Source organism: Pseudomonas sp. DTU12.3 (assembly GCF_004124275.1).
Lineage (GTDB): Bacteria > Pseudomonadota > Gammaproteobacteria > Pseudomonadales > Pseudomonadaceae > Aquipseudomonas > Aquipseudomonas helmanticensis.
In genome coordinates this window covers 1,176,446-1,201,360 of the sequence record NZ_CP027218.1, presented here as the reverse complement: position 1 = coordinate 1,201,360, position 24,915 = coordinate 1,176,446, and the positions used below count along the sequence as shown (strand labels likewise).

The window sequence follows — 24,915 nt, the reverse complement described above, 5'->3', positions numbered from 1 at the left end:
GCGGGATCCGCGTCTCAGTCAAAACTGGGAATAATGTTGGCCTTGTCGATCATATCGATCGGCAACAGGAACTCATGGTCTTCTACATGCACCACGACATCCTGTTCTTCTACACCGCGCAGAAGGCCCTGAAAGTTGCGCCGACCTTCAAAAGGCGAGCGCAGCTTGATCTTCACTTGTTCACCGGCAAATTTTGCAAACTGCTCAAGAGTGAACAGTGGGCGCTCCATGCCAGGCGAGGAAACTTCGAGGGTGTATTCAACGGTGATTGGATCTTCAACATCCAGCACACCACTGATCTGACGGCTGACAATGGCGCAATCGTCCACCAGCACACCGCCCTCTTTATCGATATAAACGCGCAACATCGAATGACGACCCTGAGCCGAAAATTCGATACCCCAGCATTCATAGCCCAGGGCCACGACCACCGGGGCCAGCAAGGCCTGCAACTCTTCTAGCTTGCTCGACACCTGAACCCCCTAGTGCATGATATGTGCATGCTTTGCAAAATAAAAAAATGGGCGAAACGCCCATCCTTGAAACGCCGTCGAACAGCGGCGTTGAAAGTGTCCAGCTAACAAAAAGCCCCTTAAAAGGGGCTCCTTAAACTGGTTGCGGGGGCCGGATTTGAACCGACGACCTTCGGGTTATGAGCCCGACGAGCTACCAGACTGCTCCACCCCGCGACAAAGCTGGGGCGGAAGTATACGACCGATCCCTTATAGGGTCAATGTAACCTTCCACCTGCAAGAAAGCCCGCAACAGCGGGCTCTCCTGACTAATTGGTACCGAGAAGGGGACTCGAACCCCTACACCCTATGGGCACAACCACCTCAAGGTTGCGTGTCTACCAATTCCACCACCTCGGCAAAACTACGTTTGAAACCCTTCTTACTTCTGCTCTTGAGCTGGAGGCACGTCAGTCGCTGGAGTAGCCGACTTTTGCTCTTGAAGCACCGGGACATCATCAGAAGCCGGTTGTTGTTGCTTAGGCACTTCCAACACTGCTGGATTTGGGAGACCTGCCTGAGTCAGCTGGTGAGCCTTCTCTTTAGCAAAGTAACCTAACCCCAAGCTGGTTATGAAGAAACCGGCGGCAAGTATAGCAGTAAACTTACTAAGAAAGGTAGAGGAACCTTGGCTTCCGAACACAGTATTTGAAGCACCTGCTCCGAAAGACGCGCCAGCATCCGCACCTTTACCCTGCTGCAGCAAAACCAGAGCTACTACGCCCAATGCACCCAGCAGATGAAAAACGACTACGACTGTTTCCAGCATTTTTTCAGTTTCCCGCGGCGCGACAAATCGCACCGAACTCATCTGCATTCAGGGAAGCTCCACCAATGAGCCCCCCATCGATATCCGGCATGCCGAACAGTTCGACCGCATTGGCCGCCTTCACGCTGCCGCCGTATAGAAGCCGCACACCTCGTGCGACTTCAGAATTCTCTGCCGCCAGCTGCTCGCGAATGGCTTTATGCACATCCTGCGCTTGCTGCGGCGTTGCAGTCAGTCCGGTACCAATAGCCCAGACCGGCTCGTAAGCGATGACTGCCTTGGCAAAAGCACCTACACCCAGCTCCTCGATGATGCTGCCCAACTGACGCCCGACAACCTCAAGAGTTTTTCCGGCTTCGCGCTGCTCTAGGGTTTCCCCTACACACAACACCGGAATCAAGCCACATGCCTGTGCAGCTGCAAACTTGCGATTCAGCATTCCGTCTCGCTCACCCATAATCTGGCGGCGTTCGGAGTGCCCGACAAGCACAAGGGAACAACCTGCATCCACCAACTGACTCGGTGCAATCTCACCGGTCAATGCACCTTGCATGGATTCCACCGCAGAGTTCTGCGCACCGACCGAAATCGACTTGCCTTTCAAACCATCAATCACTTGATTGATATGCAAGCAAGGCGGGAATACCGCGACATCAACACCGCTTGGCAAGGCCAGATGACGAAGGCCGTTGATCAGCTCAGCGACGCTGGCGCGGGTACCGTGCATCTTCCAGTTACCAGCTACCATAGGGCGACGCATGCTGTACCTCGTCGGTCAAAGTGGGCGCAGATGTTACCCAACACAATCATGCCTTGCAAGCCGAATCAGGCAGAAACTTCAGTTACCAGTTTTGCCAGTTCTTCGGCATAGCTGCGAACCTGGGTTTCGTCTTCGCCTTCGACCATTACGCGCACCAGAGGCTCTGTCCCGGACTTGCGCAAAAGTACCCGACCGCGACCCGCCATAGCTTGGGTTACTCGCGCACTGGCCTCCTTGACAGCCGGGTGCTCCAGCGGGCTTTCGCCGCCACCGAAACGCACATTGATCAGCACCTGAGGACACTTGCGCAACGCCTGACGCGCCTGCGCCAGACCTTCATCACGGGCTTTCAACGCCATCAGCACCTGCAACGCCGCGATAATGGCATCTCCGGTAGTCGTGTGATTGAAGCAGACGATGTGCCCCGAATTCTCACCACCCACCAGCCAATTGCGCTCGAGCAGCTCGGCGATTACATAACGGTCGCCTACATTGGCACGGATAAACGGAATCGAAAGATCCGCAAGTGCCAGCTCAAGGCCCAGGTTACTCATGAGCGTACCTACGACGCCGCCCTGAAGCTTGCCACGCTCATGCAGGTCACGAGCGATGATGAACAGCAACTCGTCACCATCGACGATGGCACCCGTGTGATCGACCATCAACACCCGATCGCCATCACCATCAAAGGCGATACCCAGATCCGCATGCTCCGCCAGCACGGCAGCCTGCAGTGGCTCCATATGAGTCGAGCCGCAGTTGTCGTTGATGTTCAAGCCATTTGGCTGCGCCGACAGCACCACGACTTCCGCACCCAGCTCACGGAAAACGCTAGGCGCTACCTTGTAGGTCGCACCATGTGCACAATCGATAACGATCTTGAGGCCGGCAAAACTGGTGCTGGTGGGCACACTGCTCTTGCAGAACTCGATGTAGCGGCCAGACGCATCGTTGATTCGCGACACCTTGCCGATCTTGCTCGACTCGACCACCGTCATCGGCGCATCAAGCAATTCTTCGATCATCAATTCCAGCTCATCAGGCAGTTTGGTGCCTTTGCCGGAAAAGAACTTGATGCCGTTGTCGTCATGCGGATTGTGCGATGCGCTGATCACGATACCGGCCTCAGCCTGGAACGTACGCGACAGATAGGCAATAGCCGGTGTCGGCATCGGGCCGAGCAGCATCACATCGGCACCTGCCGACGTCAGGCCGGCCTCAAGCGCCGATTCAAACATATAACCAGAAATTCGTGTGTCCTTGCCAACGAGTACCTTGCAAGCACCCATTTTGCGGAACGCCATGCCGGCAGCCCAACCGAGCTTGAGCATGAAGTCAGGAGTGATCGGATACACACCGACTCGACCACGAATGCCGTCAGTACCAAAGTATTTCTTGCTCATAACTGCTCCATCATTCTTATTCGGCTGATTCCACGGCCGCGATCATCCGCACCACGTCTACCGTTTCCGCCACATCATGGACGCGCAATATACGCGCACCCTTGACGGATGCCAGTGCCGCCAATGCAAGACCACCATGCAAACGCTCACCCACCGGGCGATTCAAGGCATGGCCGATCATGCTCTTTCGTGATACGCCTACCAACAGAGGCCGGCCCAACGCGTGCAAGGCCTCCATATGCTTGAACAAGCTTAGATTGTGCTGCAGGGTTTTGGCGAAACCAAAGCCGGGATCAAGAATGATGCGCTCGGCAGGAATACCCGCCAACGCACACTGAGCCATGCGCTCGGCGAGGAACTCACTCACTTCGCGGGTGACATCCTGGTAATGCGGATTGTCCTGCATGTGGCCAGGCTCGCCCAGCATATGCATAAGGCACACCGGCAAGCCGGTTGCTGCGGCTGCATCCAGCGCACCATCGCGCTGAAGCGAGCGCACATCGTTGATCAAACCCGCGCCCAGTCGTGCGGTTTCGCGCATGACCGCAGGCGTCGAGGTATCGACCGAGATGATCACATCCAGTTCGCGATTGATCAGTTCGACGATCGGCGCCACACGCTCAAGCTCTTCCAATGGCGATACTGCGCGCGCACCAGGTCGAGTCGACTCGCCACCGACATCAATCAGCGTCGCACCAGCCGCGACCATAGCTTCAGCATGGCGCAGGGCTGCGTCGAGCTGGCTGTATTGGCCGCCATCAGAGAAAGAATCGGGAGTGACATTGAGAATACCCATGACATGCGTCTGGGCCAAATCAAGAACCCGGTTGCCGCAAGGCAACCGGGTCAGGGACTGTACAGAAGTCATTTCAAACCTTAAACGTCAGCAGCCGGACCGCCAATCGGTGTTTCCGGACGCTCATCCCGAACGACAGGAGGTGGCGGTGTACCGGTGCCACCCGACCAGTCACGAGGCTCGCGAGGCGTGCGACCCGCCATGATGTCGTCGATCTGTTCAGCGTCGATTGTTTCGTACTTCATCAGCGCATCAGCCATCGCGTCGAGCTTGTCACGGTTATCCGTGAGGATCTGTTTGGCGGTGCCGTAGCACTGATCGATGATGCTGCGCACTTCCGAGTCGATCAACTTGGCCGTCTCACCAGAGAAGCTGGCAGCCTGACCGCCACCGCCGCGACCGAGGAATACTTCACCCTCTTCTTCGGCGTACATCAACGGACCGAGTTTTTCCGACAGACCCCACTTGGTCACCATGTTCCGTGCAATCTGACTGGCACGCATGATGTCGTTGGAAGCACCGGTGGTCACACCATCGAAGCCCAAGGTCATCTCTTCAGCGATACGGCCGCCGTACAGCGAGCAGATCTGACTGATCAGTGCGCGCTTGGACAGGCTGTAGCGATCTTCTTCCGGCAGGAACATGGTCACACCCAGCGCACGACCGCGCGGGATGATCGACACTTTATAGACCGGATCATGCTCGGGCACGACACGACCAACGATGGCATGGCCTGCTTCGTGATAAGCGGTGTTCTGCTTTTCTTTCTCGGACATGACCATGGATTTGCGCTCGGCGCCCATCATGATCTTGTCTTTTGCCAGTTCGAATTCTTTCATCTCGACGATGCGTTTGCCGCTGCGTGCAGCGAACAACGACGCTTCGTTGACCAGGTTGGCCAGGTCGGCACCGGAGAAGCCCGGAGTACCGCGAGCGATTACCGCCGGAGCGACGTCGTCACCCATTGGCACTTTACGCATGTGAACCTTGAGAATCTGCTCGCGACCACGGATATCCGGCAGACCGACCACTACCTGACGGTCGAAACGGCCCGGACGCAGCAGCGCAGGGTCGAGTACGTCAGGACGGTTGGTTGCAGCGATAACAATGATGCCGTCATTCATCTCGAAGCCATCCATCTCGACCAGCAACTGGTTGAGAGTCTGCTCACGCTCGTCGTGACCGCCACCCATCCCGGCGCCACGGTGGCGACCGACGGCGTCGATTTCGTCGATGAAGATGATGCACGGTGCGTGCTTCTTGGCCTGCTCGAACATGTCACGAACACGGCTGGCACCCACGCCGACGAACATTTCGACGAAGTCGGAGCCGGAAATGGTGAAGAAAGGCACTTTGGCTTCGCCGGCAATCGCCTTGGCCAGCAAGGTTTTACCGGTACCCGGAGGACCGACCATCAGCACGCCGCGTGGAATGCGACCGCCAAGGCGCTGGAACTTGCCCGGATCGCGCAGGAACTCGACCAGCTCGCCCACTTCTTCCTTGGCTTCGTCGCAACCGGCAACGTCAGCCAAGGTGGTTTTCACCTGATCTTCGGAGAGCAGGCGTGCCTTGCTCTTGCCAAAGCTCATCGGTCCACCCTTGCCACCGGCACCGCCCTGCATCTGGCGCATGAAGAACATGAACACCGCGATGATCACCAGGATCGGGAAGCTGGCCACCAGAAGCTGGGTCCAGATGCTCTGCTGCTCAGGCTGCTTGCCTTCAACCACAACGTGGTTGTCGACCAGGTCGCCGATCAGGCCATTGTCCTGAATTGCCGGACGAATGGTCTTGAAGCTGTCGCCATCGTTGCGTTTGCCGGTGATCACATAGCCATCAACCGCTACGCGCTCGACCTTGCCATCCTTGACCTGCTGGATGAAGTCGGAATAGTTGAGGGTCTGCGGCTCGTTAGGGCTGGAGAAGTTGTTCATCACCGTCACCAGGACAGCCGCGATGATCAACCACAGGATCAGATTCTTTGCCATATCGTTCAATTAACTACCCTCTGAAGCAAGCTCCGCTACTGGCGCGCGCTTCGCATGATATTCACCGGCCTAACTTACTACATTACCTACAGCTCTGGCAGGCGCCGTCTGTAACCCTTTGTGAAACACTTTCTACACAATATTCGCTAAAGCGCTCGGGGCAAAATACGAAAAACCTATCACCCCGACAAAAAACCTCGTTTTACTCACTGCGTCCGCGATAACCCCAAGCCAGCATGTACTGCTCGCGGGAACTGCCACGGGACGAATCCGGCTTGATCATCTGGATCTTGTCGAATTTCTTCCGGGCATCCTTCAGGTACACGTCAAACCCTTCGCCCTGGAAGATCTTGATCACGAAATTACCACCCGGCTTGAGAATCCGCTCGGCCAGATCAAGCGCCAGCTCGCAAAGAAACATGGCTTTGGGCATGTCCACTTCGGGCGTACCACTCATATTGGGGGCCATATCGGAAATCACAAGGTCCACCTGCGAATTACCCACGGCCTCAAGGATCTGCGCGAGCACGGCGTCCTCGGTGAAGTCGCCCTGGATGAAGGTAACGTCGGGGATGCTGTCCATTTCCAGGATGTCCGAAGCGATCAGACGCCCCTGACCACCGATCAGCCGGCTGGTGACCTGCGACCAGCCGCCGGGCGCTGCGCCCAGGTCGACGACGCTCATGCCAGGGCGGATCAGCTTGTATTTCTCCTGGACTTCCAGAAGCTTGTAACTCGCACGCGAGCGGTAGCCATCCTTCTGCGCCTGCTTCACATAGGGATCGTTGACATGTCTTTTCAGCCAACCAAGGCTTGTCTTGGAACGCGCCATTGGGCACCTCGATAATAAGGGTCGTGATTAATTGGGCGGATCCACGAACCCTCGGGTAAAATGGCCGCCATTTTACAGAATCCAGACGAAAGGGTCAGATTATGCCGCTCACTCAAGAGCAGAAGAAACAGTACAAATCCATTGGCCACCATCTGAAACCAGTTTTGACGGTGGCAGACAACGGTTTGACTGAAGGTGTGCTAGCCGAGCTTGAACGCGCTCTAGCGGATCACGAGCTGATTAAAATCAAGCTCAACATCCTCGATCGCGAGTCGCGCCTGGCGCACATTGCAGAACTGTGCAAGGTCGGCAAAGCAGATCTGGTACAGGTCATCGGCAAGATGGCACTGGTTTACCGCAAGAACTTCAGCGCCAACAAGCAGCTGTCGAACGTTCATCGCTTCAAGTGATGACAAGGGTCAAGGGTGTGCTTCGCGCACCCTGCCACTCCATCCAGGAACTGGCTGTAATACCAGCACCACACCGCAAAAGCCCAGAATCAGAAAACTGAACACCAGCCAGTGCTGCGCATCCGGCCAGCCAATACGCACTGCGACATACATCGCACACGCATACAGCGCCAGTAACAACACCTGCCCGCGCAAATCCCGCCATAGACTGGCAAGGCCCTCGGCCTGTACCAGCACCAAAGCCTGAAAAATCACGCATGCGGCGGCAAACCCCACCACCAGCACTTCAAATGAACTTGCGACTTCATCGATCAACAGCGGTGCCAGGCCAATTTTGCCCAACACCGGCTGCAGACCAAGATGAATCAGCCATAGGCCGCCAACCCAGAGCATCTGGGCCAGCTGCCAAAGCATGGCGCCCGCATGCAGCGGGCGCCGACCTTCAGATGTGACGGACTTCGACAATCTCGTACTCGATAACGCCACTCGGCGTTTTCACAGCGACCACATCGCCCTCTTCCTTGCCGATCAAGGCGCGGGCCAGAGGCGAACCGACCGAAATCTTGGCGAGTTTGAAGTCTGCCTCATCCTCACCCACGATGTGGTAAGTGACGCTTTCATCGGTCTCGACGTTGGCGATTTCGACGGTAGTGCCGAAGATCACTTTGCCGGTATGCGGGATGGACGTGACATCAATGATGACCTGATTCTGAATCCGGCCTTCGATATCACGAATCCGCGCTTCAACCATGCCTTGCTGTTCGCGCGCGGCATGGTATTCCGCGTTTTCTTTCAAGTCACCCAGCTCGCGGGCCGTACCGATGTCCTGGCTGAGCTTCGGACGTACGACCTTGGTCAGGTGAGCGTGTTCTTCTTCCAGGGCTTTAGCGCCCTGGACGGTCATTGGGTATTTGATCATGCCTTCAATCCTGCGTGTAGATCCTGCAAGCGGCGCACGGTTTTTTCAGGACCGAACTTCAGCGCTTCACAGATAGCTTCGCCAGCAGCAATGGTAGTGGTGCAGTAGATCTTGTGCTGCAAGGCATTACGACGAATGGAGTACGAATCAGCGATCGACTGACGACCTTCGGTAGTGTTGATGATCAGGGTGACTTCGTCATTCTTGATCATGTCGACCACATGCGGACGACCCTCGGTCACCTTGTTCACACGGCGCACTTTCAGGCCTGCCGCTTCGATCAGCTTGGCAGTACCGGCGGTGGCAACCACTTCGAAGCCCAAGTTGATCAGATCGCGGGCCACGCCTGCAACCAGTGGCTTGTCGTCATCGCGCACGCTGATGAATGCGGTACCGCCGGTCGGCAGCACTTCGCTAGCGCCCATCTGGGCTTTGGCGAATGCTTCACCGAAGGTGTCGCCGACGCCCATCACTTCACCGGTCGACTTCATCTCTGGGCCGAGAATCGGGTCAACACCAGGGAATTTGGCGAATGGGAACACCGCCTCTTTGACGCTGTAGAAGTTGGGAATGATTTCCTTGGTGAAGCCGATTTCTTTCAGAGTCTTACCGGCCATCACGCGCGCAGCGATCATTGCCAGGGACACACCGATGCACTTCGATACGAACGGCACGGTACGCGAAGCGCGCGGGTTGACTTCGATGACGTAGATGTCTTCGCCCTGCAAAGCCAGCTGCACGTTCATCAGACCGACAACGCCCAGTTCCAGGGCCATTTTCTTGACCTGTTCGCGCATCTCGTCCTGGATATGCACAGGCAGCGAGTACGGCGGCAGCGAGCACGCGGAGTCACCGGAGTGAACGCCAGCCTGCTCGATGTGCTGCATGATTGCGCCGATGACGACGTCTTTGCCGTCGCAGACCGCATCCACGTCCATTTCGATGGCGCAGTTGAGGAAGTGGTCAAGCAGCACCGGGCTGTCGTTGGACACTTTCACCGCGTCACGCAGATAGCGCTTGAGCTCTTCTTCTTCGTAGACGATTTCCATCGCGCGGCCACCCAGTACATAGGATGGGCGCACCACCAGCGGATAACCGATCTTGCTGGCGGCACGAATCGCTTCGTCTTCGCTGCGCACGGTGGCGTTTGGTGGCTGACGCAGGTTCAGACGCTCAACCATTTGCTGGAAGCGCTCGCGGTCTTCAGCACGGTCGATCGCATCAGGGCTGGTGCCGATGATTGGCACGCCAGCCGCTTCCAGGGCACGCGCCAGTTTCAGCGGAGTCTGGCCGCCGTACTGGACGATCACGCCTTTCGGCTTCTCGACGCGGCAGATTTCCAGCACGTCTTCCAGCGTCACCGATTCGAAGTACAGACGGTCGGACGTGTCGTAATCCGTGGAAACGGTTTCCGGGTTGCAGTTGACCATGATGGTTTCGTAGCCGTCTTCGCGCAGTGCGAGGGCAGCGTGAACGCAGCAGTAGTCGAACTCGATACCTTGGCCGATACGGTTCGGGCCACCACCCAGGATCATGATCTTGTCGCGGCCCGACGGCGCGGCTTCGCACTCTTCTTCGTAAGTCGAATAGAGGTAAGCGGTGTCGGTGGCGAACTCGGCGGCGCAGGTGTCAACGCGCTTGTAGACCGGGAACACTTCCAGCTTGTGACGGTGAGTCCGCAGGTTCTTCTCGGTCACACCCAGCAGCTTGGCCAGACGCTGATCGGAGAAGCCTTTGCGCTTGAGCTTGTACATCAGGTCGCGGTCGATAGCGGACAGACCGAGGGTCTTGACCTTCTCTTCGTCCTTGATCAGATCTTCGATCTGCACCAGGAACCACGGGTCGATCATGTTCATGGCGAAGATTTCTTCGACAGTCATGCCGGCGCGGAAAGCGTCTGCCACGTACCAGATGCGCTCGGCGCCCGGCACGGTCAGTTCACGCTTGAGTACGCTCATGCTTTCCGGGTTGCTCAGGTCGAGCTTCTCGTCCAGACCGCAAACACCGACTTCCAGACCGCGCAGGGCTTTCTGCAGGGATTCCTGGAAAGTCCGGCCGATGGCCATGACTTCACCGACCGACTTCATTTGAGTGGTCAGACGCGCGTCAGCCTTGGCGAATTTCTCGAAGGCGAAGCGTGGCAGCTTGGTCACGACGTAGTCGATCGACGGCTCGAAGGACGCCGGGGTCTTGCCGCCAGTGATGTCGTTCGACAGTTCGTCGAGGGTGTAGCCCACAGCCAGTTTGGCCGCGACTTTGGCGATCGGGAAACCGGTGGCTTTCGAAGCCAGGGCCGAGGAACGCGATACACGCGGGTTCATTTCGATCACGACCATACGGCCAGTGTCCGGGCAGATACCGAACTGCACGTTGGAGCCGCCAGTCTCGACGCCGATCTCGCGCAGTACCGCCAGGGAGGCGTTACGCAGGATCTGGTATTCCTTGTCGGTCAGGGTCTGTGCTGGCGCGACGGTGATCGAGTCACCGGTGTGCACGCCCATCGGGTCGAAGTTTTCGATCGAGCAGACGATGATGCAGTTGTCCTTTTTGTCGCGGACAACTTCCATCTCATATTCTTTCCAGCCGATCAGCGATTCGTCGATCAGCAGCTCTTTGGTCGGCGACAGGTCCAGACCACGGGCGCAGATTTCTTCGAACTCTTCACGGTTGTAAGCGATACCGCCGCCGGTGCCGCCCATGGTGAAGGACGGACGGATGATGCACGGGAAGCCGAGGGTTTCAAGAACCGCGTTGGCCTCTTCCATGCTGTGCGCGATACCGGAACGCGGGCACGCCAGGCCGATGGATTTCATCGCCTTGTCGAAACGCGAACGGTCTTCAGCCTTGTCGATGGTGTCGGCGTTGGCGCCGATCATTTCCACGCCGAACTTCTCCAGAATGCCTTCGCGCTCCAGATCCAGGGCGCAGTTCAGAGCGGTCTGGCCACCCATGGTTGGCAGCACGGCGTCCGGACGCTCTTTCTCGATGATCTTGGCAACGGTCTGCCACTTGATCGGCTCGATGTAGGTCGCGTCGGCCATGTCCGGGTCGGTCATGATGGTGGCCGGGTTGGAGTTCACCAGGATGACGCGGTAACCCTCTTCGCGCAGGGCTTTACAGGCCTGGGCGCCGGAGTAGTCGAATTCGCAGGCCTGGCCGATAACGATCGGGCCAGCGCCGAGAATCAGGATGCTTTTAATGTCTGTACGTTTTGGCATGGGTTTGTCACTCAAATCCGCAGGTCAGTCGGCAAGCCGTCTTGATCGATTTCTGAAGTCCCGAAGGGGCCGCCGGTGCCGGGGCCACCCTCGAGGGGCTTCTCTCTACAGTCTCAAGGCGAACGCTTAGCGTCGCTTGGCCATCTCGTTGATGAAGCGGTCGAACAGTGGCGCGACGTCGTTCGGGCCCGGGCTCGCTTCAGGGTGACCCTGGAAGCTGAACGCGCTCTTGTCGGTGCGCTCGATGCCTTGCAGGGTGCCGTCGAACAGCGATTTGTGAATCGCTCGCACGTTGGCTGGCAGGGTCTCTTCGTCTACCGCGAAACCGTGGTTCTGGCTGGTGATCATCACGACACCAGTGTCCAGATCCTGCACCGGGTGGTTGGCACCGTGGTGGCCATGGCCCATTTTCAGGGTCTTGGCGCCGGAAGCCAGAGCGAGCAGTTGGTGACCCAGGCAAATACCGAAGACCGGAATTTCGGTTTCCAGGACTTCCTTGATCGCCTTGATCGCGTAGTCGCATGGCTCCGGATCACCAGGGCCGTTGGACAGGAACACGCCGTCCGGCTTCAGTGCCAGGACATCAGCGGCAGGCGTCTGCGCAGGTACCACGGTAACGCGGCAGCCGCGCTCGACCAGCATGCGCAGGATGTTGACCTTGACGCCGTAGTCGTAGGCAACCACATGATAAGGCAGCTCGGAAGCGTCGATGGTCGCGTGGCTGTCGGTCTTCAGATCCCAGACAGTCGAGCGCCATTCGTACTGAGTCTTGGTGCTGACGACTTTCGCCAGATCCATGCCCTTCAGGCCCGGGAAGCCTTGCGCGGCAGCAATTGCAGCTTCTTCGGAGATGTTGTCGCCGGCCATGATGCAGCCGTTCTGTGCGCCTTTCTCACGCAGGATGCGGGTCAGGCGGCGGGTGTCGATACCGGCGATTGCCACAACGTTGTTGGCTTTCAGGTAGTCGGACAGGGACATCTTGTTACGCCAGTTACTCGCTACCAGCGGCAGGTCACGGATGACCAGGCCAGCGGACCACACGCGGTCGGACTCGGCGTCTTCCGGCGTGGTGCCGGTGTTGCCGATGTGCGGGTAAGTCAGGGTAACGATCTGTTGGGCGTAGGAAGGATCGGTAAGGATTTCCTGATAGCCGGTCATTGCGGTGTTGAACACCACCTCACCAACGGTTTGACCGTCGGCTCCAATGGCTTCGCCGCGAAAAATGCTGCCATCAGCAAGGGCAAGTATGGCTGGCTTAGTCAAGAAGACCTCCCGTAAATAACGCATGAAAGGGCGATCGCAGGTTGTAAAAAAGCGGAGTGACGTATGGACACGTCACCCCGCTTCTTCACTGAATTATTCTGCGCGCTTTTAGTGGACACACTAAAGCTGTAGCTTACAGAAAAAGGCTTTTTTGGTCCACCGCTAAAGAGCCTAAAAGGCCGGAGAATGCGACAGGACGTCGGCTAGCGGAGAAAAACCAGCGCAAACAGGGCGTTTGCGCCGGGTTCAGCAATGAATCAGCGCAGGTCGAGCACGTCCTGCATGTCGTACAGACCTGGCTCGCGAGCATCCAGCCACAGCGCGGCACGCACCGCACCCTTGGCGAAAGTCATGCGGCTCGAAGCCTTGTGCGTGATTTCCAGACGCTCACCTTCGCAAGCAAACAACACGGTGTGATCACCCACCACATCACCGCCGCGTACGGTGGCGAAGCCGATGGTTTCGCGCTCACGGGCACCGGTGTGACCTTCACGACCGTAGACCGCGACTTTCTGCAAATCACGATCCAGCGCACTGGCAATCACTTCACCCATGCGCAACGCCGTACCCGACGGCGCATCGATCTTGTGACGGTGATGGGCTTCGATGATTTCGATATCCGCTTCATCACCCAGTACGCGCGCCGCCATGTCCAGCAGCTTCAGCGACAGATTGACGCCGACACTGAAATTGGCCGCGAATACGATCGGAATGTCCTTGCCCGCCTCGACCAGCAACTGCTTCTGCGCCGCGTCCAGCCCGGTGGTGCCGATAACCATGGCCTTGCCTGCCTTGCGGCAGAAGGCGAGGTTTTTCAGCATCACTTCCGGCAGCGTGAAGTCGATCAATACGTCAAACTCTTCCGCCACAGCCTCGATATGACCGGACAGCGGCACGCCGATACGACCCAACGATGCCAGCTCACCGGCATCCACGCCGATCAGCGTGCTGCCAGGACGAACCACCGCAGCGGTCAACCCGGTCAATGGCGCGCGCTGCTGCACGGCCTCGACCAGAATCTTGCCCATGCGCCCAGCAGCGCCCATCACAGCTATACGTCGCATGCCGACTCCTTACAGATCGCCGAAGAAGCGCTTCACACCGTCGAACCAACCGGTGGTTTTCGGCGAATGGCTGTTGTCGTCCGCCAGCGAGCTGCGGAATTCTTCCAGCAATTCGCGCTGACGACGGTTCAGGTTGACCGGCGTCTCGACCGCCACACGGCACATCAAATCGCCCGCACCACCGCCACGCACTGGTGCCACGCCTTTGCCACGGACACGGAATTGCTTGCCGGTCTGGGTGCCTTCAGGGATTTTCAGTTTGACGCGACCGTCGAGGGTCGGAATTTCCAGCTCGCCGCCCAAGGCTGCATCAACGAAGCTGATCGGCACTTCGCAGAACAGATGCTTGCCGTCACGCTGAAAGATGTCGTGCTCGCGCACATTGATGACCACATACAGGTCGCCAGTCGGACCGCCCTGGGTACCCGCTTCGCCTTCACCGGAGAGACGAATGCGGTCGCCGGTATCGACGCCGGCCGGCACTTTGACCGACAGCGTCTTGTACTCTTCGACGCGGCCGTCGCCGTGGCAGGAGTCGCACGGATCGGAAATGATCTTGCCTTGGCCATGGCAACGCGGGCAGGTCTGCTGCACCGAGAAGAAGCCCTGCTGCATGCGCACCTGACCGATGCCGCCGCAAGTCGGGCACGTCGATGGCGACGAGCCTTTCTTGGCGCCCGAGCCATCGCACGGCTTGCAGTTGACCAGTGTCGGAACGCGGATATTCACGGTGGTACCGCGCACCGCCTCTTCCAGATTCAGCTCCAGGGTGTAGCGCAAATCGCTGCCACGCTGCGCGCCGCCACGGGAACCGCCGCGACCGCCACCGAAGAAATCACTGAAGACATCACCAAAGATGTCAGAGAAATTCTGCCCGCCGAAACCGGCACCGCCGCCACCCATGCTCGGGTCGACACCGGCATGACCGTACTGGTCGTATGCCGCGCGCTTGCTCGAATCGGACAGCACTTCGTAGGCCTCGTTGGCCTCTTTGAACATCTCTTCCGACGCTTTGTCATCGGGATTACGGTCCGGGTGATGCTTCATTGCCAGACGGCGATAAGCCTTCTTCAGATCTGCATCGCTTGAGCCACGCTCAACACCCAACACTTCGTAATAGTCACGCTTTGCCATAAGTCTTCTGCACTCTTGAGGACGTTCGGCAAACCCCTCCTGAGGATCGCCAAACTCGTTGAGCCCCAATACAGGCCCGGACCCAACTCACGTCAATTCAACGATCCTGGTCTTTGATTCTGCGGTACTTGTGGCGTGAAAAGCAGGAGCATCTTCAGCCATACCGCCAGCATCCGAACGTTGTCGCATGCTGTAAAAATTCGCGTATTCCAGATACGCCAACGCGGGAGCTAGCTCCCGCGCGGCGACATCCTACCAGTCACTGCCTAAAGGCAGTCAACCGGCCGACCAACAACTTACTTCTTGTGGTCGTCTGTTACTTCGTCGAACTCTGCATCAATCACGTCGTCAGCCTTCTCGGCTTTCTCTTCGTGTTGTGCAGCGCCTTCACCAGGCTGCTGTTCGGCGTACATCTTCTGTGCAACCGGAGCGGAGACTTTTGACAGTTCTTCAACCTTCGTATCGATGGCAGCCTTGTCGTCGCCTTTGACAGCGGCTTCCAGAGCAACCACAGCGCTCTCGATCGCAGTCTTCTCTTCGGCAGTGACCTTGTCGCCCGCATCAGCAACCATTTTGCGCGTCGAGTGAACCAGTGCATCACCCTGGTTACGGGCAGCGGCCAGCTCTTCGAACTTGCGGTCTTCTTCAGCGTTCACTTCAGCATCACGAATCATTTGCTGAATTTCGTCATCGGACAGACCGGAGTTGGCCTTGATCACGATCGACTGAGTCTTGCCGGTAGCCTTGTCTTTCGCACCAACGTGCAGGATGCCGTTAGCGTCGATGTCGAAGGTCACTTCGATCTGCGGCACGCCACGTGGAGCAGGTGGAATGTCGGCCAGGTCGAACTTGCCCAGGGATTTGTTCTGAGTGGCTTGTTTGCGCTCGCCTTGCAGAACGTGAATGGTCACAGCGCCTTGATTGTCGTCGGCAGTCGAGAACACTTGCGATTTCTTGGTAGGAATCGTGGTGTTTTTCTCGATCAGCGCAGTCATCACGCCACCCATGGTTTCGATACCCAGGGTCAGCGGGCTGACGTCGAGCAGCAGAACGTCTTTCACGTCACCAGCCAGAACAGCGCCCTGGATCGCGGCACCCATGGCAACAGCTTCGTCCGGGTTAACGTCTTTACGCGCTTCTTTACCGAAGAAATCGGTAACCAGCTTTTGTACCAGCGGCATACGGGTCTGACCACCGACCAGAATCACGTCGTTGATCGCGCCAACATCCAGACCAGCGTCTTTCATGGCGATGCGGCAAGGTTCGATGGTGCGTTGAACCAGGTCTTCAACCAGTGCTTCGAGCTTGGCACGCGAAATCTTCACGTTCAGGTGCTTAGGACCGGTCGCGTCTGCAGTAATGTACGGCAGGTTGACGTCGGTCGACTGGCTCGAGGACAGTTCGATCTTGGCTTTCTCAGCGGCTTCTTTCAGGCGCTGCATCGCCAGCGGGTCACCTTTGAGGTTCATGCCGCTTTCTTTCTTGAATTCGTCAACGAGGTAGTCGATCAGACGAATGTCAAAGTCTTCACCGCCAAGGAAGGTGTCGCCGTTGGTAGCCAGTACTTCGAACTGGTGCTCGCCATCAACTTCAGCGATTTCGATCACGGAAACGTCGAAAGTACCGCCACCCAGGTCATAAACGATCACGGTGTGATCGCCCTTGGCCTTGTCCATACCGTAAGCCAGAGCGGCTGCGGTTGGTTCGTTGATGATACGTTTCACGTCCAGACCGGCGATGCGGCCGGCGTCTTTGGTCGCCTGACGCTGACTATCGTTGAAGTAGGCCGGAACGGTGATCACCGCTTCAGTCACTGGCTCGCCGAGGTAGTCTTCGGCAGTCTTCTTCATCTTCTTCAGAATTTCAGCCGAGATTTGTGGCGGTGCCATTTTCTGGCCGTTCACTTCAACCCAAGCGTCGCCATTGTCAGCCTTGGCGATTTTGTAAGGCACCATCTGGATGTCTTTCTGCACAACTTCTTCGTCGAAACGACGACCGATCAGACGCTTTACTGCGTACAGAGTGTTGTGCGGGTTGGTCACAGCCTGACGCTTGGCCGACTGACCTACCAGAATTTCGCCATCGTTGGCGTAAGCGATGATCGACGGCGTGGTACGCGCGCCTTCAGCGTTTTCAATAACTTTTGCCTTGCCGTTTTCCAGCACGGAGACGCAGGAGTTGGTAGTCCCCAGGTCGATACCGATAATTTTGCCCATGTTAACTCTCCCGAAACTTTGGATTTGGATGCCGCAGCAGTGGTGGCTGACTGCGGTAGCACTTAAACGCTTGACTTCTAAATGGGGGCCTTGCGGCTAATTTCAAGCCTTCTCGTCAATCGAAGGCGAAATTGGCGCAGGCGCCTTGCTGACCACAACCATGGCCGGGCGCAACAGGCGACCGTTGAGCTGGTAGCCCTTCTGGAACACCTTCAGAACACTGTTCGGTTCTACGTCGGCGCTTTCCTGCATGGCCATTGCCTGATGCTGAACAGCATTGAACGGTTCGCCATGCGGATCGATCGCTTCAAGCTGATAACGCTTGAGGGTGTCGTGGAACATTTTCAGCGTCAGCTCGATGCCTTCACGCATCGGACGGATGCTTTCGTCGTCCGGGTTCGACAGCTCGAGGCCGCGCTCCAGGCTATCGACGATCGGCAGCAAGTCGCTGGCGAATTTCTCCAGGGCAAACTTGTGCGCCTTTTCGACGTCCTGCTCGGCACGACGACGAACGTTCTGCAGATCGGCAGCTACACGCAGAGACTGATCCTGCGCGGCGGCCAATTGCTCTTCGAGCACTTGTACACGGGTCGCCAGGTCATCACCCGAACCTGCGGGTGCCTGATTGGCTTCTGGGTTTTGCGTATCTACTGTCTGTTCGTCAGCCATAGAATTCTCCTTTCAATTTCGTCCGCGAGCCTGACTCGCGCTTCTGCCCCGATATATGGGGCCGCAAAATCAGGCTTCAAGGGTCTTCAAGCATTAACCCTACAAAAAAGTGCCACATTCTCATTCCCCGATGCGCTAAGAACATTTTCAGTTCAAGCAAATCGAGCTAAGGACAGGCATTGTCAGCCAGAAACAAAACACTGTATAAATAACCAGACCTAAAGCCTGGGAGCGGCCGTTATGCTGGTGCACCTGTCCGTACACAACTACGCCATCGTTGAACATCTCGATCTCGAACTTGATCGCGGGATGAGCGTGATCACAGGGGAAACCGGCGCTGGCAAGTCGATCATGCTCGACGCGCTGGGTCTGACGCTGGGCGATCGTGCCGACAGCGGCGTGGTTCGCCCCGGCGCCGACAAGGCCGACATCCTCGCGACTTTTGACCTCGTCGACATTCCCGAAGCCAGCGCGTGGCTCGCCGAGCGCGATCTGGACATCGACGGTCCGTGCATCCTCCGTCGGGTGATCACCAGCGAAGGCCGTTCGCGCGGCTATATCAACGGCACACCCTGCCCGCTGGGTGATCTCAAGTCTCTCGGCGAATTGCTGATCGACATTCATAGCCAGCACGAACATCAGTCCCTGCTGAAAACCGATACCCATCGCCGTTTGCTGGACGAGTACGCGGGCGCTACCGATCTGGCCCGCCAGGTTCAGCTTGCCGCCCAGCGCTGGCGACAGACTCGCCAGGAGCTGGAGCGCCTCTCCAACTCCGGTGATGAACAGCGCGCACGCCATCAATTGCTCAGCTATCAGCTTGAAGAGCTGGAAAACCTCGGTCTCGGCGATAATGAACTCGAACAACTGGAGCAGGAACACAAAAACCTGACCAACGCCGAAACCCTGCTGGGCATCTGCCGGCAAGTGGTCGAGCAGTGCAGCGAAAGTGATTCCGGCAATGTCCTGAATGCGCTGACCGCCAGCCTCAATCGCCTGTCGAGCGTCAACAACTCGGTCGGCGCCCTCGGCGAAGCCAGCAGTCTGCTGACCAGCGCGCAGATCCAGGTCGAAGAAGCCGTCGGCGAACTCAACCGTTTCCTCGACAACTTCGATGCCGATCCGGCCCGCCTGCAGTATCTGGAAGAACGCCTCGATGCGATCTATACCCTGGCGCGCAAACACCGGATCCAGCCGACCGAGGTCGCGGAAATGCAGCAAAAACTGCTGGATGAAATCGAAACACTCAACGCCAACGACGAATCCATCGAGCGCCTGGGTGAGGAACTCGCATCCTATGCCCGTCATTATCAAGAGAAGGCCCGAGAGCTGAGCGACTTGCGCCATCAGGCGGCTGGCAGTCTGGCCAGCGCGGTGGAGCAGGAAATTCAGCGTCTGGGCATGCCTGGTGGTCGCTTCACCATCGAACTACGCGCCAACAGCAGCGACGAACTGCTGCCCAATGGACTGGAACAGGTTGAACTGCTGGTCAGTGCCAACCCTGGCCAACCCTTGAAAGCCCTGGCCAAAGTGGCTTCCGGCGGTGAACTGTCGCGGATCAGCCTGGCGATTCAGGTGATCACCGCTCAGACCTCGCGGGTGCCAACACTGGTGTTCGACGAAGTCGACGTCGGCATTGGCGGCCCGACGGCTGAAATTGTCGGCCAATTGCTGCGTCGCCTCGGCGATCGCGGCCAAGTACTGACCGTCACGCACTTGCCGCAAGTGGCAGCGCAGGGCCATCAACATCTGTTCGTGCACAAGGTCCGTGGTGAAGAGGCGACGCACACCGCCGTTTCCAAACTGAGCAAGAACGACCGTATAGAAGAAGTCGCGCGGATGCTTGGCGGTATCGATCTGACCAAGGAATCACTGGCCCACGCGAAGAAAATGGTCGTCACCGCGAAAGTTTGAGAACGGCAGAAAGCACGAAGGCGACCCTGGGGTCGCCTTCGTTCGTTTCGCGAACCTGAATTCGCGCGACATGCTTACTTTTTCTTGCGGATGTACAGCACCAGGTTGTGATCCACCAACTCGACACCGTGCTCGTCGGCAATTGCCTTCTGGAGTTTTTCGATTTCCGGGCTGACGAATTCGACAACCTCACCGGTCTCCACATCGACCATATGGTCGTGGTGACCGCCGTCGGCCAATTCGAAGACCGCGTGGCCGCCGTCGAAATTGTGACGGACAACGAGGCCAGCCGCTTCGAACTGGGTCAGAACACGGTAAACCGTGGCCAGACCGACGTCCTCGCCAGCTTCCATCAACGCCTTGTAGACGTCCTCGGCACTCATGTGACGCTGCTCGGTGGAGTCGAGCATTTGCAAGATCTTGACCCGTGGCAGGGTCACTTTAAGGCCGGCTTTGCGTAGTTCGCTATTTTCAACCATGGTCAGCTTTCTCGCGATGCTGCTTCGCAGCTTCTCTTAATGCGGGTATGATCGGCGTTTACGTTGTCCCAGCCAAGATAGTGGAAGTCGCCCACCGATGCAAAACACCAAGCTCTTGCTAACCAGTTTCACCTTTGTGGGACTGCTCGCACTCGCCGGTTGTTCATTCCCCGGGGTTTACAAAATCGACATCCAGCAGGGCAATGTCGTCACGCAGGATATGATAGACCAGTTACGCCCGGGAATGACCCGGCCGCAAGTACGGTTTATCATGGGTAACCCCCTGCTGACCGACACGTTCCATGCCGATCGCTGGGATTATCTGTACAGCCTGCAACCGGGTGGCGGTGAACGCCAACAGGAACGCGTCAGCGTTATTTTCAACTCAAACGACCAGCTTGTCAGCCTGTCGGGTGACTTCATGCCCGGCGTGAGCCGTGACGAAGCCATTCTCGGCAAGGACAGCGGCACGACCAACGTGACCGCCCCTGCTGAAAACGCCGAGAAGCCGAAACCGGAAAAACCGGCCAAGCCAGGCTCCTTGCTGGATCAGATCCAGAAGGACGTCGATGGCGTAGAAACCGTTCCGGTTCCGACACCAGAGCCGCTGGACACCTCGCCGCAGTAATTTGCGAGGCAATAAAAAACCCGGAAATTCCGGGTTTTTTATTGCCTGCCGTTTGGCCTGCTCACTGATGTCGCGCTTTCGCCTCGACAGCCTTTGCTGCCCGCAAGCGTCGAACCTCTTTCGGATCAGCCAGCAATGGCCGGTAGATTTCGATGCGATCGCCCGCCTGAACCGGTCGACTCTGCGGATCGGCAACCACCTTGCCGAAAACTCCCAGCGGGCAGTCAGCCAGATTCAGCTGCGCAAACTCATCGCCAATGCCGGACTTGAGCACGGCTTCGCGCACGGTCGTGCCTTGCGGAACACTGACCACGCGCAAAACCTGACGATCAACGGCGGCATACACCACCTCGATTTCGATCATCGTCTCAACCATGCATCTGCTTGGCGCGCTGACAGAACGCATCCACCAGCGTATTCGCCGCCTGATTGAACAGCGGTCCCAACGTGGCCCGAACCAGAGGCCCGGCATAATCGAAGGACAGATCGAGACTGATTTTGCAGGCCTTCTCATTCAACACCTTGAACACCCAGACGCCGTGCAATTGATTGAACGGACCTTCTTCAAGGTTCATCTCGATCGACTGCCCCGGCACCAGCGTATTGCGTGTGACGAAGTGCTGGCTGAGGCCGCCCTTCGCCACCCCGACGCTGGCGCGCATATGCTCCGGTGAGCTTTCCAGCACCTCGGCCGCCGAGCACCACGGCAGAAACTCCGGATAACGCGCCACATCGTTGACGAGGTCATAGAGAAATTGCGCCGGGTACGGCAGCAGCGCTGATCGTTGAATATGTGTCGTCATGTAAGCGTTACTTCCAGAGCTGAGCGGCAAACACTACAAGAATGCCGATAGGCGCCACGTAGCGCATCAAGAACAAAGACAGGGCAAACAGTGCCGGATTACGGATCGACAACTCGTCACGCACCGCTTCACGCCCCATCACCCATCCGGCAAACAGCACGAAACACAGGCCACCGAGCGGCAACATGATCCGCGAGGTGAAGAAATCGATCACGCCAAAGAAGTCCAGACCGCTCTTCGCTCCCCATTGGTAGAGGTGAAACATCTCGTCTTCGTTCACGAAAAATTTGGCTTCCTTCCAGATATTGAAGGAGAACACCGTGCCCAAACCGACGAACCAGCAAGTGAAAGCCAGCCAGAAAGTCACCCAGGCGCGGCTGACTTTGGTGCGTTCAACCAGATACGCCACCATCGGTTCGAGCAGGGAAATTGCCGAACTCCATGCTGCAACGGCCACCAGAACGAAGAACACCACGCCCATCAACTGACCGAACGCGACGTTACCAAAGGCAAATGGCAGGCTGACGAACATCAGGCCCGGGCCTTCGCTCGGGTTGAGGCCCGCTGCGAATACGATCGGGAACAAGGCCAGGCCGGCGACCAGCGAAACGAAGGTATCCAGCAGCGCCACACCGACAACGGTGCCGGACAGCGACGCGTTTTTCGGCATGTAGGCGCCGTAGATCATGATTGAACCGACGCCCACACTCAGAGAAAAGAATGCGTGTCCCATTGCCGGCAGCAAGCCGTCGAGAACCTTTTCCGGGTGGAAGTCGAACATGAAGTGCACGCCCTCCATGAAATGTCCGGTGGTCATGCTGTAACCGAGCAACACCAGAATCATCACGAACAGCAGCGGCATCATGATTCGCAAGCTGCGCTCAAGCCCGGCAACTACGCCTTTGGCGATCACGAAAGCCGATAACAGCATAAAAATCGTGTGCCAAAGTGTCAGGCGCCAAGGATTGGAGATGACATTCCCGAAGTACGCCCCGACCTGATCAGCCGTTACGCCCTGGAAATCCCCACGCCCCATGTCGATGATGTAATCCAGCGACCAGCCGCCGACCACGCTATAGAAAGACAGGATCAGCAGCGCCGTGATCATCCCGGCAAACGCCCCCCACGACCACTTGGGCGAATGCCCTGCCTCGATTGCCAGTACCTTCAAGGCGTTGGCCGGACTCTGCCGCGCACGCCGACCAATCAGGGTTTCGGCCAGCATTACCGGGATACCGATCAAGGCAATGCATGCCAGAAACATCAGCACAAAGGCGCCGCCGCCGTAGACCCCGACCATGTACGGGAACTTCCAGATGCTGCCCAACCCCACGGCCGAACCGGTCGCGGCGAATATGAAAACCCAGCGGCTAGCCCAACTGCCGTGGACAGAAACCTTGTCTGTCGACATCGTTTATCACGCCCAAGCGTTAGAAAAAGAGGCCGCATTGTCCGGGATTCACTCAACCTGCTCAAGCACGCAGCATCACCGTAGCCGACAGCCGTTTATCTCCATATAATGCCGCCCCTATGGCTAAACAGAAGAAACACCCAACAGGGACCATCGCGCAGAACAAAAAGGCGCGACACGATTACTTCATCGAGCACAAGTTCGAGGCTGGTCTGGTCCTGGCCGGCTGGGAAGTAAAAAGTCTGCGGGCAAGCAAGCTACAGCTGGTCGACAGCTATGTCCTGCTCAAGGATGGCGAAGCGTGGCTGCTCGGTAGCCACATCACGCCTCTGATGACCGCAAGCACCCACGTCATCGCTGACCCGGTGCGCACACGCAAACTGCTGCTCAACCGCCGCGAGCTGGAAAAGCTTGCAGCGATGGTGCAGCAAAAGGGTTACGCCTGCGTCTGCCTGTCCTGGTACTGGAGCAAGCACATGGTCAAGTGCGAGATCGCTCTGGGCAAGGGCAAGAAGGAATACGACAAGCGTGATACCGAGCGCGAGCGCGATGCCGGCCGTGAGTTGCAACGCGCAGTACGCAACAAGGGCAAGGAAGACTAATTTCTTCTGCCTTTAAAGCGTATTCGCGAGCAAGCCCGCGCCCACATTTGGAATGCATTTCAAATGTGGGAGCGGGCTTGCTCGCGAAAGCTATTGCAGCATCAACACAGAAATAACTGATCACATCCCCTTGCGCCGCTCCGCCCGAGCCACGCGCTGAACTTCCTGCCGCACCTCTTCCAGCACTTCCTGCACATACAGGATATGTCGGCTGGAAACCTCCCGAGCCTGCTCCGCACGACCTTCGATAATCGCCAGATACAATTCCCGATGCTGAGTGATCAGCATGTCGCGGGTTTCCGTGCGCTGCTTGTACATGCCGCCAATGTTGGTCACAACGTTACGCTTGAGCAAATCGAACAAGCCACGAATGGTGTGCAGCAACACCGCGTTATGACTGGCCTCAGCAATCGCCAGATGGAATTTCGCATCCGCCGCGCCCTCCTCCGCCCGACTGACTTCGTCGTGGCGCGAATAGCAGTCCTGCAACTCTGCGAACGCAGCGGACAGCCTTTCACGATCAACATCGGTTGCGCGTAATGCCGCGTAATAGGCACACGATGCCTCCAGAGTGTGCCGAAACTCGAGCAAGTCGCGCTGTGCTTCAGGATTGCTTTCGAGCAACTGCAGCAGCGGATCGCTGAACGTCGAACCGAGGCTTTCCACGACATAGTTGCCGCCGCCCTGACGGCTGACCAGCAAGCCCTTGGCTGCCAGTTTCTGGATCGCTTCGCGCAGCGACGGACGTGATACGCCAAATTGCTCGGCCAGCGCGCGCTCCGCCGGAAGCCGTTCGCCGGACTTCAGCGTGCCCTCGAGGATCATCCCCTCGAGTCGCTCGACAATATCGTCAGACAAACGGCGCTGACGTATCTGATCAAACCCCATAACTCATTTCTCCACGATCCCGACCGCTCGCCGGGCTCTCTATTCTGGCCTATCGGCGCCTTGCCGACACCTACCAGACGCCACTTGCCGAAACCGGATCAGATGCGATCTGCACCGCTGATTCGACAAAAGTTTCAGGGCGACAAATTGACACACCGACATCAAGGCTTTTACCCTAGCCAACAGCGCTTGTAAAATGGTCTTACCAATTAACCAAAAACGCTGACAGTGCCTGAC

General features: G+C 57.6%; 24 protein-coding genes and 2 tRNA genes. 4 read left to right on the top strand and 22 right to left on the bottom strand.

Annotated elements, in window-relative coordinates:
- Positions 1-14: 14 nt before the first annotated feature.
- From rimP to rlmE, 9 genes are all read right to left on the bottom strand, one after another.
- The gene (gene rimP / locus C2E19_RS05315) at positions 15-473 is read right to left on the bottom strand and encodes a ribosome maturation factor RimP (RefSeq protein WP_129388969.1); all 459 of its coding nucleotides are present in this window, start codon (positions 471-473) and stop codon (positions 15-17) included.
- A 139-nt stretch (positions 474-612) separates the two neighbouring features.
- A tRNA-Met gene (locus C2E19_RS05310) sits at positions 613-689 on the bottom strand.
- Positions 690-786: 97 nt separating this feature from the next.
- Positions 787-872: transfer RNA gene (locus C2E19_RS05305), tRNA-Leu, on the bottom strand.
- Positions 873-894: 22 nt separating this feature from the next.
- Positions 895-1,281, bottom strand: a complete 387-nt coding sequence (gene secG, locus C2E19_RS05300) for a preprotein translocase subunit SecG (protein ID WP_016986497.1) — start codon at positions 1,279-1,281, stop codon at positions 895-897.
- 4 nt (positions 1,282-1,285) lie between these two features.
- Positions 1,286-2,041 carry a triose-phosphate isomerase gene (gene tpiA / locus C2E19_RS05295; RefSeq protein WP_008088336.1) on the bottom strand — a complete coding sequence of 252 codons (756 nt, stop codon included), beginning with the start codon at positions 2,039-2,041 and terminating at the stop codon, positions 1,286-1,288.
- Positions 2,042-2,106: 65 nt separating this feature from the next.
- On the bottom strand, positions 2,107-3,444 hold the full coding sequence (glmM, locus tag C2E19_RS05290) for a phosphoglucosamine mutase (RefSeq protein ID WP_129388966.1): 1,338 nt from the start codon (positions 3,442-3,444) through the stop codon (positions 2,107-2,109).
- Between the two features lie 16 nt (positions 3,445-3,460).
- Positions 3,461-4,312: a dihydropteroate synthase gene (folP, locus tag C2E19_RS05285; protein ID WP_129388963.1), complete on the bottom strand. Its 852-nt coding sequence runs from the start codon at positions 4,310-4,312 to the stop codon at positions 3,461-3,463.
- 8 nt (positions 4,313-4,320) lie between these two features.
- Positions 4,321-6,228 carry an ATP-dependent zinc metalloprotease FtsH gene (gene ftsH, locus C2E19_RS05280; RefSeq protein ID WP_016986501.1) on the bottom strand — a complete coding sequence of 636 codons (1,908 nt, stop codon included), beginning with the start codon at positions 6,226-6,228 and terminating at the stop codon, positions 4,321-4,323.
- A gap of 202 nt (positions 6,229-6,430) precedes the next feature.
- Entirely contained in the window at positions 6,431-7,060 is a 630-nt protein-coding gene (rlmE, locus tag C2E19_RS05275) for a 23S rRNA (uridine(2552)-2'-O)-methyltransferase RlmE (protein ID WP_008088328.1), read from the bottom strand.
- A 101-nt stretch (positions 7,061-7,161) separates the two neighbouring features.
- On the opposite strand from rlmE, the gene C2E19_RS05270 reads away from it, so the two are divergent.
- Positions 7,162-7,470 carry a YhbY family RNA-binding protein gene (locus C2E19_RS05270; protein WP_129388960.1) on the top strand — a complete coding sequence of 103 codons (309 nt, stop codon included), beginning with the start codon at positions 7,162-7,164 and terminating at the stop codon, positions 7,468-7,470.
- Between the two features lie 9 nt (positions 7,471-7,479).
- Here the strand turns inward: C2E19_RS05270 and C2E19_RS05265 are convergent, their stop codons facing one another.
- The 8 genes from C2E19_RS05265 to grpE form a co-directional block, all read right to left on the bottom strand.
- On the bottom strand, positions 7,480-7,884 hold the full coding sequence (locus C2E19_RS05265) for an MFS transporter (RefSeq protein WP_129388957.1): 405 nt from the start codon (positions 7,882-7,884) through the stop codon (positions 7,480-7,482).
- A gap of 28 nt (positions 7,885-7,912) precedes the next feature.
- Positions 7,913-8,389: a transcription elongation factor GreA gene (gene greA / locus C2E19_RS05260; protein WP_129388954.1), complete on the bottom strand. Its 477-nt coding sequence runs from the start codon at positions 8,387-8,389 to the stop codon at positions 7,913-7,915.
- Positions 8,386-11,607 (bottom strand): carbamoyl-phosphate synthase large subunit, encoded by a 3,222-nt coding sequence (gene carB / locus C2E19_RS05255; protein WP_129388951.1) that lies wholly within the window; start codon positions 11,605-11,607, stop codon positions 8,386-8,388. The genes greA and carB overlap by 4 nt, the downstream gene beginning before the upstream one ends.
- Before the next feature lie 126 nt (positions 11,608-11,733).
- Positions 11,734-12,870: a glutamine-hydrolyzing carbamoyl-phosphate synthase small subunit gene (gene carA, locus C2E19_RS05250; RefSeq protein WP_129388948.1), complete on the bottom strand. Its 1,137-nt coding sequence runs from the start codon at positions 12,868-12,870 to the stop codon at positions 11,734-11,736.
- A gap of 257 nt (positions 12,871-13,127) precedes the next feature.
- Positions 13,128-13,934 carry a 4-hydroxy-tetrahydrodipicolinate reductase gene (gene dapB, locus C2E19_RS05245; RefSeq protein WP_129388945.1) on the bottom strand — a complete coding sequence of 269 codons (807 nt, stop codon included), beginning with the start codon at positions 13,932-13,934 and terminating at the stop codon, positions 13,128-13,130.
- A gap of 9 nt (positions 13,935-13,943) precedes the next feature.
- Positions 13,944-15,068 (bottom strand): molecular chaperone DnaJ, encoded by a 1,125-nt coding sequence (gene dnaJ / locus C2E19_RS05240; RefSeq protein ID WP_007915222.1) that lies wholly within the window; start codon positions 15,066-15,068, stop codon positions 13,944-13,946.
- A gap of 296 nt (positions 15,069-15,364) precedes the next feature.
- Positions 15,365-17,284 (bottom strand): molecular chaperone DnaK, encoded by a 1,920-nt coding sequence (dnaK, locus tag C2E19_RS05235; RefSeq protein WP_129388942.1) that lies wholly within the window; start codon positions 17,282-17,284, stop codon positions 15,365-15,367.
- Between the two features lie 102 nt (positions 17,285-17,386).
- Positions 17,387-17,953 (bottom strand): nucleotide exchange factor GrpE, encoded by a 567-nt coding sequence (grpE, locus tag C2E19_RS05230; protein WP_129388939.1) that lies wholly within the window; start codon positions 17,951-17,953, stop codon positions 17,387-17,389.
- Between the two features lie 240 nt (positions 17,954-18,193).
- On the opposite strand from grpE, the gene recN reads away from it, so the two are divergent.
- Positions 18,194-19,867, top strand: a complete 1,674-nt coding sequence (recN, locus tag C2E19_RS05225) for a DNA repair protein RecN (protein WP_129388936.1) — start codon at positions 18,194-18,196, stop codon at positions 19,865-19,867.
- Positions 19,868-19,941: 74 nt separating this feature from the next.
- Here recN and fur read toward each other — a convergent pair whose 3' ends face one another.
- A complete protein-coding gene (gene fur / locus C2E19_RS05220; protein WP_129388933.1) occupies positions 19,942-20,346 on the bottom strand; it encodes a ferric iron uptake transcriptional regulator in 405 nt (134 codons plus the stop codon).
- 97 nt (positions 20,347-20,443) lie between these two features.
- Here fur and C2E19_RS05215 point away from each other — a divergent pair, with 97 nt between their 5' ends.
- A complete protein-coding gene (locus C2E19_RS05215) occupies positions 20,444-20,974 on the top strand; it encodes an outer membrane protein assembly factor BamE (RefSeq protein WP_129388930.1) in 531 nt (176 codons plus the stop codon).
- A 61-nt stretch (positions 20,975-21,035) separates the two neighbouring features.
- Here the strand turns inward: C2E19_RS05215 and C2E19_RS05210 are convergent, their stop codons facing one another.
- Genes C2E19_RS05210 through C2E19_RS05200 form a run of 3 tightly spaced genes read right to left on the bottom strand, consistent with a single transcriptional unit; the run spans position 21,036 to position 23,188 of the window.
- Positions 21,036-21,350: an RnfH family protein gene (locus C2E19_RS05210; protein WP_129388927.1), complete on the bottom strand. Its 315-nt coding sequence runs from the start codon at positions 21,348-21,350 to the stop codon at positions 21,036-21,038.
- Entirely contained in the window at positions 21,343-21,777 is a 435-nt protein-coding gene (locus C2E19_RS05205) for a type II toxin-antitoxin system RatA family toxin (protein WP_008088301.1), read from the bottom strand. Before C2E19_RS05205 ends, C2E19_RS05210 begins: the two co-directional genes overlap by 8 nt.
- Positions 21,778-21,784: 7 nt before the next feature.
- Entirely contained in the window at positions 21,785-23,188 is a 1,404-nt protein-coding gene (locus tag C2E19_RS05200) for a sodium-dependent transporter (RefSeq protein ID WP_129388924.1), read from the bottom strand.
- 119 nt (positions 23,189-23,307) lie between these two features.
- Between C2E19_RS05200 and smpB the strand changes: the two genes are divergently transcribed.
- Positions 23,308-23,790 (top strand): SsrA-binding protein SmpB, encoded by a 483-nt coding sequence (gene smpB / locus C2E19_RS05195; protein ID WP_008088297.1) that lies wholly within the window; start codon positions 23,308-23,310, stop codon positions 23,788-23,790.
- Between the two features lie 120 nt (positions 23,791-23,910).
- Here the strand turns inward: smpB and C2E19_RS05190 are convergent, their stop codons facing one another.
- Positions 23,911-24,678, bottom strand: a complete 768-nt coding sequence (locus C2E19_RS05190) for a GntR family transcriptional regulator (RefSeq protein WP_129388921.1) — start codon at positions 24,676-24,678, stop codon at positions 23,911-23,913.
- Positions 24,679-24,915: the final 237 nt, after the last annotated feature.

What these genes read in the sequence shown, in the direction of transcription:
- dapB (WP_129388945.1), bottom strand. Translation starts at nt 13,934, where the DNA reads ATGCGACGTATAGCTGTGATGGGCGCTGCTGGGCGCATGGGCAAGATT.
- C2E19_RS05200 (WP_129388924.1), bottom strand. Translation starts at nt 23,188, where the DNA reads ATGTCGACAGACAAGGTTTCTGTCCACGGCAGTTGGGCTAGCCGCTGG.
- C2E19_RS05270 (WP_129388960.1), top strand. Translation starts at nt 7,162, where the DNA reads ATGCCGCTCACTCAAGAGCAGAAGAAACAGTACAAATCCATTGGCCAC.
- recN (WP_129388936.1), top strand. Translation starts at nt 18,194, where the DNA reads ATGCTGGTGCACCTGTCCGTACACAACTACGCCATCGTTGAACATCTC.
- C2E19_RS05265 (WP_129388957.1), bottom strand. Translation starts at nt 7,884, where the DNA reads ATGCTTTGGCAGCTGGCCCAGATGCTCTGGGTTGGCGGCCTATGGCTG.
- tpiA (WP_008088336.1), bottom strand. Translation starts at nt 2,041, where the DNA reads ATGCGTCGCCCTATGGTAGCTGGTAACTGGAAGATGCACGGTACCCGC.
- fur (WP_129388933.1), bottom strand. Translation starts at nt 20,346, where the DNA reads ATGGTTGAAAATAGCGAACTACGCAAAGCCGGCCTTAAAGTGACCCTG.
- glmM (WP_129388966.1), bottom strand. Translation starts at nt 3,444, where the DNA reads ATGAGCAAGAAATACTTTGGTACTGACGGCATTCGTGGTCGAGTCGGT.
- rlmE (WP_008088328.1), bottom strand. Translation starts at nt 7,060, where the DNA reads ATGGCGCGTTCCAAGACAAGCCTTGGTTGGCTGAAAAGACATGTCAAC.
- C2E19_RS05215 (WP_129388930.1), top strand. Translation starts at nt 20,444, where the DNA reads ATGCAAAACACCAAGCTCTTGCTAACCAGTTTCACCTTTGTGGGACTG.
- carB (WP_129388951.1), bottom strand. Translation starts at nt 11,607, where the DNA reads ATGCCAAAACGTACAGACATTAAAAGCATCCTGATTCTCGGCGCTGGC.
- ftsH (WP_016986501.1), bottom strand. Translation starts at nt 6,228, where the DNA reads ATGGCAAAGAATCTGATCCTGTGGTTGATCATCGCGGCTGTCCTGGTG.
- secG (WP_016986497.1), bottom strand. Translation starts at nt 1,281, where the DNA reads ATGCTGGAAACAGTCGTAGTCGTTTTTCATCTGCTGGGTGCATTGGGC.
- C2E19_RS05205 (WP_008088301.1), bottom strand. Translation starts at nt 21,777, where the DNA reads ATGACGACACATATTCAACGATCAGCGCTGCTGCCGTACCCGGCGCAA.
- folP (WP_129388963.1), bottom strand. Translation starts at nt 4,312, where the DNA reads ATGACTTCTGTACAGTCCCTGACCCGGTTGCCTTGCGGCAACCGGGTT.
- smpB (WP_008088297.1), top strand. Translation starts at nt 23,308, where the DNA reads ATGGCTAAACAGAAGAAACACCCAACAGGGACCATCGCGCAGAACAAA.
- C2E19_RS05210 (WP_129388927.1), bottom strand. Translation starts at nt 21,350, where the DNA reads ATGGTTGAGACGATGATCGAAATCGAGGTGGTGTATGCCGCCGTTGAT.
- dnaJ (WP_007915222.1), bottom strand. Translation starts at nt 15,068, where the DNA reads ATGGCAAAGCGTGACTATTACGAAGTGTTGGGTGTTGAGCGTGGCTCA.
- C2E19_RS05190 (WP_129388921.1), bottom strand. Translation starts at nt 24,678, where the DNA reads ATGGGGTTTGATCAGATACGTCAGCGCCGTTTGTCTGACGATATTGTC.
- dnaK (WP_129388942.1), bottom strand. Translation starts at nt 17,284, where the DNA reads ATGGGCAAAATTATCGGTATCGACCTGGGGACTACCAACTCCTGCGTC.
- greA (WP_129388954.1), bottom strand. Translation starts at nt 8,389, where the DNA reads ATGATCAAATACCCAATGACCGTCCAGGGCGCTAAAGCCCTGGAAGAA.
- grpE (WP_129388939.1), bottom strand. Translation starts at nt 17,953, where the DNA reads ATGGCTGACGAACAGACAGTAGATACGCAAAACCCAGAAGCCAATCAG.